This window comes from Borrelia persica No12, from assembly GCF_000500045.1.
In the GTDB taxonomy this organism is placed as follows: Bacteria; Spirochaetota; Spirochaetia; order Borreliales; family Borreliaceae; genus Borrelia; species Borrelia persica.
In genome coordinates, this window is sequence record NZ_AYOT01000193.1 from 1 (window position 1) to 14532 (window position 14532).

The following is a 14532-nucleotide window of genomic DNA, read 5'->3' on the forward strand; positions in this document are numbered from 1 at the left end:
CAACAAAGGTCGTACCAACATATACTACAAGCTGTTTTAATTGATCAAGTCCCATACCTATAACTTTGATCAAACTTTTAAACCCCTCTGTAAATTTCCCATAAAGATATCTTCCAAGCTCACCTAGCTTATTACACAGATAAATTCCACAACAGGGGACGGCCACCACCACCTTTAGATACTTCAAACCTAAATGCTAGATCTCTTAAACATCTTTCAAGGGCATAATTTGACATCCTCTCTTTCTCCTTTATCATTTTCTCCAATAATGAATATATAGCACCAATTCTTTCTATATTGCCATCCTCTATCACGGACACCAATTGCTCATTTGTAAGATCATATACAGCTCTTCTCAAAAATAACGTAATATTGAATAAAGATACTAATAAGGCGTTAGGTAATTATTTATTCTCTTTATGAAGATACCATCTAGAATCATCAACCACTTGAAATAACTCACTGATAGCATAATCATCACAGACTAAAGTTTGGAAAATATAGCCTAGTCTCCTATCCGCTAGTTCAGGTTCTACAGCAAAAATCTCAAATGGTAAAGCTGTAAAAAACTGACTGCGATATGCTAACATAGCACACCTTATCTCTTCATCTTCACTATCTCTTCTTAGTTGATTTATTCTATTAGCAAGTCTCCTAATAAGAAAATCACGATTTTCATTAACAGAACCTTCACCTTGAACACCTACTCTTCCTTGTAATACCTTTAGATATGAATTTGATATCATCTGCAAATCCTCATTGCTCAAAATTGGTACTATAGGATACTTGTTTAAATATTCAGATCCTCCAAGATTCACTGAAATCTTTGCTAAAAATTCATCCATCGAAATTCCACGTGCCCTGAAAATCTACTACTTACTTCTGCTTTTCTTGACCCCATAAGATATTGCAAACCTACATCACTTGAATCCAGCTTGACTGGATCAATCATTACATCTTTACAAAATATATCTTGAAGATATACGTCAGTTATCATCCCCAACTCTGGGGGATAATTCAGAGAATGTTAAAATTGCACCTTCTAAGAAACTTACAGCATCATTGCTTGGTTTTTTAAATTAACACTATCACTCTGTGGTTTTATAGTCCCTTGCGCACAAGACATAAAAACTACAATACATAAACATAATAACATATTATTTTTTTCACATATTACTCCTTTTTTAAAATTTATATATACACTTAACTTAAAAATAGACATGCAGTGTATATTTATAAGTATATTATATAAAATGATAATTAATCGGTTTAATGAAAAAATTATTTAATAACATGCATAAATATTAGTACTTTTTTTATTTATATCTGAACTAACAAATGCTTTAACATCAAATACACCGCTATTAACTTCTCATACTTTAATACCTCTTTTTTAATTAAAAGTAATATTACCTAATTCATTACATCACCTATTTTTCGTAATGCATCACGAACTATTATCTCATAACTACGAGTTTCATTAATGCCTTTCTTAAATACCTAGCCTAGTACTTCATTTTTCTCCTTTAACCACTATCAACAGTATTTCTTATTGCTATTATTAGCGTATTTAATACTTTAGTTACAATACTTGCTGCTACACCATTGACTGCATGTTCAAATTTCTCTTCATTCTTAGCAGCAAATTTACCTCCCTTTGGCATTGCTCTTAAAGCAATTCCTGATGTTATTACTGTCTTTCATCCTTTTCTCTTAAAAAAGCAAATAAAAAACCAACAAATAACGATTAATACAAATATAATCTATATAATATATACAATACTACAAATAAAAAAAGAGAGCTTTATTGCTCCCTCTACTATATTTCTTACCTAATAATTTTAACTATATTCACTACTATCAACTGATCTAGCTGCGTTCGCTAAATCTTCAATTAACATTATTGTTTCTTATTAAAGTCTTTATCTTGCCACTCCTTCTTCAGCAAGTCTTTGTCTATCTGCTTCAGTACTAATATTTCTGAAATCAAAACCTGTACTCTTATTACGTGTAAGGTTAGCATATATCTGATCAACAGTAAAATTGACATCGCTATAATTTTTCAATAATTCCAAGTACTTATTTTCCGTCATGTTTAACCTATCCTGTAATCTACCCTTTACATCCGGAGCTTGGATATTCTTAATAGTTTCACTAACTCTATAAAACAAAATTAAATGATGATTATCTAACATATTGTTCATAATTGATTTAACTCTATTAGAACCCAATTTAGACAATAGATCATAAAACGTATCATTAGTATATGCTTTAGCAGTATCCACTAATGCCTTTCTCAAATACATAGCTGCTTCCTTCTGTTCATCAGATAGACCAAATGTATAAAGTAATTCAGTAATTGCTATTCTTAGCCTATCAATAAAAACCTGCAAACCAAAAACATAATTATATTTCATTATAAGTTTTGTATAATATTTTAAATAAATGTCAATAATTATAAATTTCAACACATCGTTTTCTCTGTTTAACAAATCACTGTACATTTTAACAAAAGAGTAAGTATTACAAACTCTTTTTAAGAGTTTTATATAATTTATATTTTCCTTTTGTAATTTTTGTATAAATTGCTCTTTATTTGTTCCAGAATAATTCTCCAAAACTCTCTCTATTTCTCTTTTTGCATTTAACATTTTTACAATCCCTAATAAAGCTGCTTTAAGTCTATCAATATTTCCTATCTGTAATATAAAAATATAAAAGTTATATTTTGTATGAGTCACAAACTCAAGATTACTTTGATTAAATATTGTTATAACACTTTCAAGAAAAGCCAAAGCATTTTTCTCATCACTATCTAACTGTTGTTCAATACTGATATAATAATTTATAGACTCTACAATATTTTTAAATTGGAATGAATGATCCGCATTGTTTAATAAACTACTTTTCATTTCATCAACAGTATAAACATTACAAATGCTTTTTAAATGCTTCACATACTTTGCTTTTATATCTTGGAACTTTTGTTCAAAAACATTTTTCCCTATCTTAGCATACCCTTGAAGAGTATATTCTGCTAATTTTTTTTCCTTTAATGTTTTTACAATGCCTGACAAAATTAGCTTGAGTTTACTAATATCATCCTTGTATAGCATAAGCAAACTATAATTTTGTTTTGCCCTAACTATAGCCTCATGGTCATTTGGATCATCAGAACTAGGATTTGTTACGGCATATTCAAGAAAAATCAAAGCATTTTGTTCATCTTCATCTAATTGTCCCATAATAATTACAAAATTATGATGATAACTAACACTATAAAAGTTAATAGATTCTAAAATACGTTCAAATTTGAATGCATTGTCTGTTTTTCTTAATAAATTATTATACATTTCACTAAAATATGAAGTATTGAAAATGCCCTTTAAATACTTCATATACTCTGCTTCTGCATCTTGGAATCTTTGTTCAAGAATATCTTTCCCTGGTTTAGTATACTCTCCAAGAGCATTTTTTGCTTCTTCCTTCGCCTTCAACGTTTTTACAATACCTAACAGAACCGGCTTGAATTTACTAATATCATGATTAGCATCCAGCATTAGTAAGTCATAGTTTCGCTTCACTTGAATTGTAATTTCATAGTCATTCGAGTCATCTGGATTAGATCTTGTTATACATTTTTCAAGAAAATCTAAAGCTCTTTTCTCATTATCATCTAATCGTTCTAAAACACCATTATACAAGGCAATAGTCTTTGTAATACCTTCAAATTGAGGCGAATAATCTGAATTGCTCAATAAATTACTTTGCATTTCATACAAATAGAAAGTATTACAAATATTTTTTAAATGCTTCATATATTCTGCTTTTACTTCTTGGAATCTTTGTTCAAGAAAATCTTTCCCTGATTTAGCATACCATTGAAGAGCATCTTTTGCTTCTTCCTTCGCCTGCAACGTTTTTACAATACCTAACAGAATCGGCTTGAATTTACTAATATCACGATTAGCATCCAGCATTAGTAAGTCATAGTTTCGTTTCGCTTGAATTGTAATTTCATAGTCATTCGAATCATCTGGATTAGATTTTGTTATACATTTTTCAAGAAAATCTAAAGCTCTTTTCTCATTATCATCTAATCGTTCTAAAACACCACTATACAAGGCAACAAACTTTACAATACCTTCAAATTGAGGTGAATAATCTGAGCTTTTGAATAAATAACCTCTCATATGCCTCAACAAGGACATATTACAAATAGCTTTTAAATGCTTCATATATTCTGCTTTTACTTCTTGGAATCTTTGTTCAAGAACATCTTTCCCTGGTTCAGCATATTCCTTAAGAACATCTTTTACTTTTTCATTTGCATTTAACGTCTTCACAACACCTAACAGAACTGGCTTGAATTTACTAATATCATGATTAGCATCCAGCATCAGTAAGTGATAGTTTCGTTTCGCTTGAATTGTAATTTCATGATCATTCGAATCATCTGGATTAGATCTTGTTATAGATTTTTCAAGAAAATCTAAAGCTTTTTTCTCATTATCATCTAATCGTTCTAAAACACCACTATACAAGGCAACAAACTTTACAATACCTTCAAATTGAGGTGAATAATCTGAGCTTTTTAATAAATCATCTTTCATTTCCTCAACAGTGGAAACATTACAAATGTTTTTTAAATACTTCATATAGTCTACTTCTATATCTCGTAATTTTTGTTCAAGAACATCCTTCCCTATTTTAATATACTTTTCAAGAGCAGCTTCCACTATTGTTTTCTCATTCAACGTTGCCACAATACCTGACAGCACCAACTTGAGTTTACTAACATCATTTGCCTCCAGTATCAATAAGTTATAGTTTCGTTTCGCTTGCATTGTAATTTCATGGTCATTCGAGTCATCTGGATTAAATCTTGTTATAGATTTTTCAAGAAAATCTAAAGCTTTTTTCTCATTATCATCTAATCGTTCTAAAACTCTCTTATACGAAGCGATAGAAATTGCAATACTGCTAAATTGAGATGAATAATCTGAATTGCTCAATAAATTACTTTGCATTTCATACAAAGAGAAAGTATTACAAATATTTTTTAAATGCTTCATATATTCTGCTTTTACCTCTTGGAATCTTTGTTCAAGAATATCTTTCCCTGACCCAATATACTTTTTAAGATCATCTTCTATTATTTTTTTTGACTTTAATGTTTTTACAACCTTTGATAGACTTTGCTTAAATCCATCACTACCAAATTTCTTCAATACAAAATCACTATAGTTTTTACTCAAATCCATCGTAATTTTATAATCACTTAGATCATTTGGATTGTATATCATTATAGAATCTTCAAGGAAAATTAAAGCATCTCTTTCTTTATCACCTAATTTTTCCATAATACTGCTATAAGAATTTATATCACTTACAATTCTCTCAAAGAGTAATACATAATTTCGTGTGGATGATAAATGATCACACATAAAGCAAGTATCATAAACACTTTTTAAGTACCGTACGTATTCTGCTTTAGTATCTTCTAATTTTGCTACAAGGATATTTTTTCCTGCTCCAGTATAACCTACAAGAGCTTTTTCTGCCATTTTTTTTGCATTTAATGTTAATACTATATCCAATAAAGCTGATCGAAGTTTATCAATATTATCTGTATCCACTATAAAATTCCTATACTTCCCTGTCTTAATTGTAACCTCATGATCATCTGGATTCCCCGGAACAAGGTTTGTTATAGCATCTTCAAGAAAAGCCAAAGCATCTCTCTCTTCATTACTTAATTGTTCTGAAATTTTACTAAAAATATCATAATAACGATACGTTCCATTTACAATGCCTTCCCATAGATATGGCTCGTATTTTATTTGCATCAAATCAGTACAAATAGTCTTATGAGAAGAACGCATATCACAACTAAAAATACTTTTTAAATATTTTTTATATCTCACTTCTTCAACTTGAAATACCCGTTCAATCATATTTTTTTCTGATCCAGTAACATATTTCTCAATAACTTCTTCTGCGGCTTTCCTTACCCGCAATGTCATTACAATACTTAAGATAGCCTTTTTTATGTTATCAAATGAAACATTATCTGTGTTAAATAAAAAACGACTAAAGTTCTGTATTATCCTAAGCATCATTGCAGAATCATCTAGAGGTTCTAAATTAGGGTCTATTACAGAATTTTTAAAGAAAATGAAGGCACGTTTTTCTTTCTCATCTAATTTACTGATAATACTAATATACTTACTATTACAAGATGTTACCTCAGTTTCAATACTATTAAAACTGAATGAATTATTTGCGTTGCTTAATAAACTATTCTCCATGTCATAAATAGAATCATGATTACAAATATTTTTTAAATGTTTACTGTATTCTGTTTCTATATCTTCTAATTTTTGTGTAAGTATGTTTTTGTTCGGTCCATCATACTCTGAAAGAACGAGTCCTATTGTCTCTTTTTTACCTAATGTCTCTACAATGCCTGATAGAGCTCTTTCAACTCTAGTAATACTATCTGCATCTAGGAAGGTCTTACAAAAAAAATAAAAAGTTTGTCTTGACTTAATTATCATATTACGATCATCTGGGTTACTTAAATCAGGAATTGATATAGCAGCTTCAAGAAAAGCCAAGGCAGCACGCATTTTATCGTCATTTAATTTTTCTAACACTTGATCATAAATATCATGATAAAATTTTATATCCTCTACAATACTTTCAAAAGTTAATCCATATTGGAATGTCCCTAATAAATTATTATACAAATCATCAGAATGAACAACATCACAAGCGGTTTTTAAACGTTTAATGTATGTTGTTTCCAGATCTTGGAATCTTTTTATAAGTACATCTTTATCCGGTCCATTATACCTTGCAAGAAATCGCTCTACTGTCTCTTTTTTATTTAATGTCTCTGAAATACCTGACAGAACTTTTTTAATTGCAACAATACTACCTGCTTTTAGTGAGTTCTCACAAAAACGATAAAAAACATAACTTGCCTTTCTTAGAAAAGAATAGTCATCTAAATTAGTTGGGTCAGGAATTGATACAGCATTTCCAAGAAAAGTTAAGGTACGTATTTCATCATCATTCAATTTTTTTAAAACCTGATCATAAATATCATGATAAAATTTTATATCCTCTACAATACTTTTAAAAAGTAATTCATATTGGGATGTCTCTAATACATTAGCATAATTATCACAGAATTCACCAACAGAGAAAGTACCACAAACAGTTTTTAGATATCTAATATATTTTGTTTCATCATCTTTCAAGCGTTGTACAATCATATCTTTCACCGATGGCCACCCAATATATTCTGCAAGAGCCTGTTCTAGTGCCTCTTTGGCATTTAATACTCCTAAAATAAATGATAGAATGGCTTTAAGTTTATCAATGACACCTGTATTTCCTGTATTTAGTATCAATCGATTATAGTTTTGTCTTGCTTGTATTGTCATCTTATCATCATCTGGACTATCTAAATTAGGATTTATTATAACATTTTTAAGAAAATCTAAAGCCTTTTTCTCTTCATTGCTTAATTGTGCCAAAATTTTATCATAAAAATCATTATAAGCTAATATCTTTTTTCTAAGAATTTCAAAATGATATGCATAGTTTGCTTCACGTAATAAATTAGAATTCATTTCCTCAACAAAGAAAGTACTACAAATATTTCTTAAACAATTTATATAAATTGTTTCTGCCTCTTTAAATTCTTGCATAAATACGTCTTTTTCTAGTCCATGGCAATTTAAAAGAGCTTCTTCTGTTAATTTTTTTTCACTTAATGTCGTTGCGACAACTCTTAAAGCTGCTATAAATTTATTAACATCATCTGTGCCTAGTATAAGTCGATAAAAAGTTTGTTTTGTATGAATTATAGACTTAAAATTACCTATAGCATCTAAATTAGGAGTTGTTACACTGTCTTCAAGAAAAGCCAAAGCAGCTCTCTCTTCATTACTTAACTGGTTTATGATATTAAAATATATGATATAGTTTAACATATTAGCAAATTGAGATGCATCGTATGTTTTGACTGATAAATTATTATATATCTCATCAAAAGATGAAGTACTACAAATATTTTTCAGATATTTTATATAAGATGCTTTTACATTTCGCAATTTTTGTATAAGCATATCTTTCATTGAACTGTCATAATTTCTTATAGTCTTTTCTGCTACTTTTTTTGCATTTAGTGTTATTACAATATCTGACAAGAATTTTTGGAATCGTAAGTTATCAATACCTATGTGTTCTAGTAACAAATAAAAATCTTCTTTTGAATGTGTTATAAGCTTATGATCATCTGGATCATCTGGATTAAGTTCTGTTATAGAACCTTCAAAAAAATCTAAGGCTTCTTTTTCCTCATCATTTAATTGATTTATTATGCTTATATAATACTCTATAGAGTGAGCAACACTTTTCAATTGAGGTACATGCATTTCCCTTGACAAATCACAATATATATCATCTAAAAAATTACAATATATATCATATGACAAATTACAATATACAGCATCCAAAGAGCCAGCATTTAAACTTCCTCCTAAATACCTTAAGTATTGTATTTCCAAATTTTTTAACATTTTATTGAATATGTCTTTTTTAACCTCAGTATAATTTGCAAGAACCTGTTCTGCAGATTTCTTTGTGTTTAACGTTATTGCAATTTTTGATAACATTCTTTTGAGATTATCAACAGTTATGTATGCAATGAACGGATAAAAACCTTGTTTTGAAGGATTTGCGCGATTATAATCAGATTTAACTACAGCTTTCTCAAAAAAATCTAAAGCATATTTCTGATCTTCATCTAACTGTTTAATAATCACAGAATTGATTATATCTTTTGCAATATTTCCAAAAATAAATGCTCCGCTTATGTGTATTAACTCATTATAGAATAGACGAAGCCTGTCAGACGTATAGCCAAATCCTTCTCCGCGAGTAAATATTACTAAATCTCTAAAATAGGATATAGTTTCCTTTTTGAATCTATCCATCCATATATTTTTATTTGGCCCATTATAATCTTCAATAATATATTTTACTGCAGCTCTTGCATTTAATGTTGACATAATAAATAATAAAGCTAGTTTGAGCCAGCCCTGAGAATCCATTATTACCACCAAATAATCAAATTCATATTTGCTATACCTTGGATACGGAAAACGAACACTTTTGTCCAACCCATACTCATCTAGAAAATCATCCTCATTACGTCTCACGTGATGATCTTCCCAAAAATTTAAAGCAATTTTTTCATCCTTACTCAATTGTTCTTTTATAGTTTGAAATGTTTTTTTTTGTGACATAAATATTTTCCTTATATTTTAAATTTATATTTTTAATTTTATATTTATAAATATATCAAATGTATTATATCATATTATATTAATAATTATAATCAAATAGAAACACAATCAAATTATACTGATATATTAATTTCTTAAATTTTGATAATTATATTAATAGTATGAAACAGTAACGAAAAACTTCAATATAAGATAACAACATTAGTTGATAGTACACTGAAAAACAATAAATTGTTCATATCTGATCAAAAAAAGTTTGCTACCTTAAATTTAATACAATATTTATTTTACTCAAATACAAAAAAAGAAACCATAAACCAAAACTCTTTTTTTTAATTCATATAACACATATTAAATAAATTTTTCCTACCAAACTTCATCTAAATACATTTCTACAAGAAAAATATAGGAAGGTAGAATAATAATAGTCTACCTTCCTTTGTATTTTAATGATTATAATAAATCACTTAATTGTATCTAGAATAGCTATAATCCTATCAGATACTGCTTGCATCCCAGAAATTTTAACTTTAATAAGATCTTTATATTTTCTCTCAATATGCTCTATCAATTTCTTACTGTCAGAATCAATTCCATCTGCCTTAGCTTTATAAGATGCAATAAGGCTATTTACTGCCTTCCTCCAATTAAATTTTTGTAATTGAATTTCTTGAAGCTTTGATTTGATTTTTCTTAAATCAATTAGACTTAATTTATCAAGTTTATCTCTATTCTCTTCTAATTTATTAATTACTCTCTCAAAACTTAATATAAATTATATATTCTAAATTAAAAATTATGGAGTAAATACTTACAATCATAATATGTATACATACTTAATTTTTCATGGCAAACATTATAAAAAATGTCACAAATTTTTATTAATAATAAATTTAAATTTCTACTTTAGAAGGCCAAAAAATAAAAATGAATAAACATCGCCCCAACAAGATTAGTGATAGAAGCAATAAATTTTACAATCACCTCACTAATACCGTTAATAACAGCTTCTACTCCTATAGTATGAGCATGAGGAATAGTAACTATTTATTCTGCTAACTCATCTAATTTTTCTTTAGTATTCCTTAATCCATCTCCAATAGTACTAAAATATTTTCCCACTTTGCTTTTCTATTATCATCAGATTAAATAAAAATTAAATCCTAATGCATCACCAATTGAATTCCAAAAAAACACCAAAAATCTCCTGAAACCCTTGTCCAATCTTCACCAAAGAATCTCAAAAACTATTCCTAGTTCTAATGCATATTCCCCCGCTTCACACTGTCCATTATAACTCACCACACCAATCATTCATCACTTTCCTTTATCATTCTATTCACCCCTCTTTTAATACTAATTCTCTCTTATAATCTTCCCTTTCTCTTTTATTTCTTTCATTTTTTTGCCTCCTTGCTTCTCTCTCCTAAAAAGCCTAAAAAAAACAGTAAAACAAAAAAATATTATGCATAAATGAACAAAAAATTAAAAAAATAAAATTATCAAATTAAGCAATAATAAAACAGATTAAAACTGAATTGTAAAACTACCTTACGAAACAGATCAAAACAATAATTCCTCATACTCACCAAGACCCCCCTACAATGTAACAAAAATAAACATATAACTAAATTTCAAAGATAACTATTGCAAAAAACTTGTTCAAATAAAACCAAGAAGAGTCTTTTGTAAAAAAAAGACTCTTCTTGCAAATATTCATGTTAGGAAATATATTAATCCCTTTACATATTTTCCTTATTTTCCAAGATTTACTAGAAAATACTTGGCTTCCTGAATAAGATTTTCTATATTTTCCTTTATTCCTATCGCTTTACTTATACTCATAAAAGAAGATTCCAATTGCTCTAAAGACTTTCTGCTTCACTTCGTGCCTTGCGAGCAATGAAATCACTGTCTACTTTTCTTGTCCAATAACTTCTACGTTTATTTCTTAATCTTTCAGCAATAGCTTCTTTTAAAGTATTTTGTGCTTTTTCAAAAAAATACTTTGCAGACCCTCATTCATTAAGTCCATTATCAACGTTAATCCTAAACATATCAACATTAAACCTTTCCTCATTCAACTGATTGCGAAATTGAACTAATTCTTGAAATTTTTGTTTCTTTGTTTTATTCTCTACAGAATAACTCCCTTTTTTACTTTTAAGTTCTGCTTAAAGTTTTGATAATATATCATAAAAACTGAATTTTATTGCTCATATTCACTTTTAAGTTTACGTGCGTCCTCAATTAATTGAACAAATGCATAATTACCAAGAGCAATCTTTACCTTGTCAATTTTTGCTTGTGCTTCTTTCTCTTTATTGGTACTTGGAATTAAATCCTTTTCTTATATTTTGATTGTTTTTTGAAGATTCATTGGAATTTTATTAACAGGTAATATAGGAATAGCCTGAACGACTTGTTATACTCCTACTCCTTCTTTAACATGTTCAACAATATCTGCTTGCGATCTTTGACCCTCTTCCTCACCTTCCTCCTTTTTTATCTAGAATCTAAACTTTCTACCTTTTTGTTGTTTTCTAAAAACTCTTATCTTGTTCTGTCTAACAACTCATTAAAGAGTTTTGCATCACATGATGACAAACACAACAATATTAAAACACAGACTGCAAAAATACTTTTTTCCATATCCCCTCCTGTATTACCTAAATCACTAAATATGTTGAGCTTCAATATCAAAACGAAATAATTACTAACAAATATACACCTTTTACTCTAATATCAAACAAATTCCAGAAACAACTATACAATAATCTTATTTTAAGATACTAACAACTACATAAAGTTATTTGATGAGACAAATAAATACAGTAAAGAAAAGATATTAAGCAGCAATCTTTATTCTCTATTATGATAAATTATGATAAAACCTTCCTATCATTTTTTATTTATTCCAATATATTTTTAACAATGGTGTTTTGTATTATACAAAGTTCTTATCAAAAAAGAATAAACTTTTCTTCAAGAAAATAGTAACTAATAATATGCCCACCAAATATCAAACTATGATAATCTCTCTTTACTCTCTCCAAATTTAACTAAACTTTTAACTATCTGTTAATCAACTTTACTGCAACACTCATATTTAAATCACAATTTAATATAAAAAACTGTACATAAATCACCTCTGTACATAAAAAAATCACCTCGACACAACTAGTCAAAAGTGAAATTTTTATATACAATAAAAAATATAATCCAAAGAATACCTAAAATCTAACCTTTGGATTAAAGGAACTTATGAATAGTTTAGCAAAAGAAACAAAAAATTTCAAATCAACCGGCACAAAAAGCCAAATAAAATCAATACTAAAAAGTCTTGTTGACTTAAATCAATACAAAACATCACCTGAAATAATAAATATCTCTGTATCTCAGGCCAGGTTACAAGTAAGCAAAACATTCAAACGATATAAGAGAATGCTTAAGATCTATTGGGCAATAGATACTAAAAATCAAGACTATAAAAAATCAAGTGGTCTTAAAGAATATTCCGCAAGTGATATCTACAATATAGTAAGTAAACTATTAGAAAACGATGGTAATAAAAAGGTATCTAAAAGAACTATTAGAAGAGACATAAAACTTCTCAATGAAACAGGATTGATTCAGTCCAAAATTAGAAGGATGGGCATGGGAAATGGAAGTATTGCTCACTATAGACAAAACATGGAACTTGCACCTATGCACAAAAAAATCATTTTTGAATATCTAAAAGAACTACTTAAAGAAAATCTAAAAGACAAGAAAATTATTGGAGATTTTGATAAAAATATAACACCTAATTGCACAAACCTTGAAAAGATTGAAAGCCTTGAAAAGATTGAAAGTCAAATACGATTAAATGAAAATGAAAATGAACATAACAAAACAAACATAATTTCTCATGTTCCAAAGTTAATGTCACATGTCGAAATGTCCGATGTCAAAATGTCCGATGTAATTAATAAAGCTAATATAAGCTATAAAAAAGAAAAGAATTCTAAAGAGAATTCAGAAATGCTTTTGAAAAAAGCTGATTTTTATAAAAAAAAGAAAAGAGATTGCAAAATAATTAGGAAAGATGTCGAAACAAGACTGCTATCTGACTACAAAATTAGCGAAAAGTATGTGAAGCAAATAAAAGAGCTAAGTAACAACGATTCGACATACATAATGCACTTTTAAATTTGAAGCAAGCAATAATTGATTATGGAATTGAATACAGTCTTGAAGACATTTTGGAGCATTTTTTAAAGCAATTTGCAAATAGATACAAGCACAAAGTGTGGATGATGATGAAAAGAGAAGATGGGATAATAAACGATTATGGAGTAATTTGGGAAGGCAGATTTAGAGACTGGTATCCCAATAAGTACAAAAAGCGATGTGTTAAAAAATCGGTTTATGGTGAGAGCATATGCATTAGAAGAAAACTTTTAAAGAAAGAAAGCAAAAAAGCAACAAAAAATTTGCGCAATCATGAAACAGAAAAGAAAGCAAAAAAAGAGAAACGTAGGCTAGAATTGCTGAGAAGAGAAGAATATTTGCAAAAGCTGTTTGAACAGGAAGCGAAGGAGAGAGAGGAGAGGCTTAGAAGAGCAGAAGAAAAGCGTGTCCATTTAAAGGATCGGGGAAAAGAAAGTATTTTAGCAAATTTGAAGAAAAATATAGGCAATAACGCACAATCAAACGAAACAGACAGCTTCTTGAACAAAACGCCCCCAAACATTTTGTCTGAGTCATTGTCAAATGACGATATTGAAGGTAAAAATGATTGTATAGAGAGTCCAATAAAATTGGACGGTATGATTTCTGATACATTAGAGCAAGGTATAACAGACAATATTGGTGTGAATATAATAGGTGATGAATCAAATAACTCTGCATCAGACATTTCATACAGATTGTTGCCTAATATGAATATTAAATTTGAAACTAATTATGCAGGATTTAAGACGACTAAGGGATTGTCTTTGTCAAGTTTAGGGATTGTAGTTAAAGAAGAAGAGAATAAAATTATAAAAGAAAAAGGAGACGTAACATGAGATTTAATTTGCGATATTTAGCTAAAAGATTGTACATAAAGCGAGATAAGCTTTGGACAGTTTATATGAGCGATGAGGTGCAGTCTAATCGAATAGATAAAACAATAGTTAATTTTCCAGTACTTGTTCCAGAAGATATTGACTATGATTATGTATAT

8 protein-coding genes and 2 pseudogenes are annotated in these 14532 nt (G+C 28.6%); 2 read left to right on the forward strand and 8 right to left on the reverse strand.

Translation table 11 applies throughout. The features are described 5' to 3' along the window. The 8 genes and pseudogenes from U881_RS13365 to U881_RS13875 form a co-directional block, all read right to left on the reverse strand. A partial coding sequence (locus U881_RS13365) for a hypothetical protein (protein ID WP_235048158.1) occupies window positions 1-187 on the reverse strand: 187 nt, incomplete at its 3' end. 217 nt (window positions 188-404) lie between these two features. Next, window positions 405-845, reverse strand: a complete 441-nt coding sequence (locus tag U881_RS0107085; RefSeq protein WP_024653795.1) for a hypothetical protein — start codon at window positions 843-845, stop codon at window positions 405-407. Next, window positions 830-997, reverse strand: coding sequence for a hypothetical protein (locus U881_RS12865; protein ID WP_160164813.1), 168 nt, complete (start codon window positions 995-997; stop codon window positions 830-832). The genes U881_RS0107085 and U881_RS12865 overlap by 16 nt, the downstream gene beginning before the upstream one ends. Window positions 998-1500: 503 nt before the next feature. Beyond that, a pseudogene (locus U881_RS11975) lies at window positions 1501-1694 on the reverse strand (variable large family protein); the annotation flags it as partial. A gap of 228 nt (window positions 1695-1922) precedes the next feature. Next, window positions 1923-9323: a BTA121 domain-containing protein surface lipoprotein gene (locus tag U881_RS0107105; RefSeq protein ID WP_024653796.1), complete on the reverse strand. Its 7401-nt coding sequence runs from the start codon at window positions 9321-9323 to the stop codon at window positions 1923-1925. A gap of 463 nt (window positions 9324-9786) precedes the next feature. Then, on the reverse strand, window positions 9787-10095 hold the full coding sequence (locus tag U881_RS11980) for a CRASP family complement regulator-acquiring lipoprotein (protein WP_268744160.1): 309 nt from the start codon (window positions 10093-10095) through the stop codon (window positions 9787-9789). 1093 nt (window positions 10096-11188) lie between these two features. Then, window positions 11189-11434: pseudogene (locus U881_RS13870) on the reverse strand (P12 family lipoprotein); the annotation flags it as partial. Between the two features lie 98 nt (window positions 11435-11532). After that, window positions 11533-11661 (reverse strand): hypothetical protein, encoded by a 129-nt coding sequence (locus U881_RS13875; RefSeq protein WP_456061770.1) that lies wholly within the window; start codon window positions 11659-11661, stop codon window positions 11533-11535. Between the two features lie 926 nt (window positions 11662-12587). Here U881_RS13875 and U881_RS11050 point away from each other — a divergent pair. Together U881_RS11050 and U881_RS11055 are read left to right on the forward strand one after the other, a co-directional pair. Continuing rightward, on the forward strand, window positions 12588-13514 hold the full coding sequence (locus U881_RS11050; protein ID WP_038363974.1) for a plasmid maintenance protein: 927 nt from the start codon (window positions 12588-12590) through the stop codon (window positions 13512-13514). Between the two features lie 2 nt (window positions 13515-13516). Then, window positions 13517-14374, forward strand: a complete 858-nt coding sequence (locus tag U881_RS11055; protein WP_038363977.1) for a hypothetical protein — start codon at window positions 13517-13519, stop codon at window positions 14372-14374. Window positions 14375-14532 lie beyond the last annotated feature (158 nt).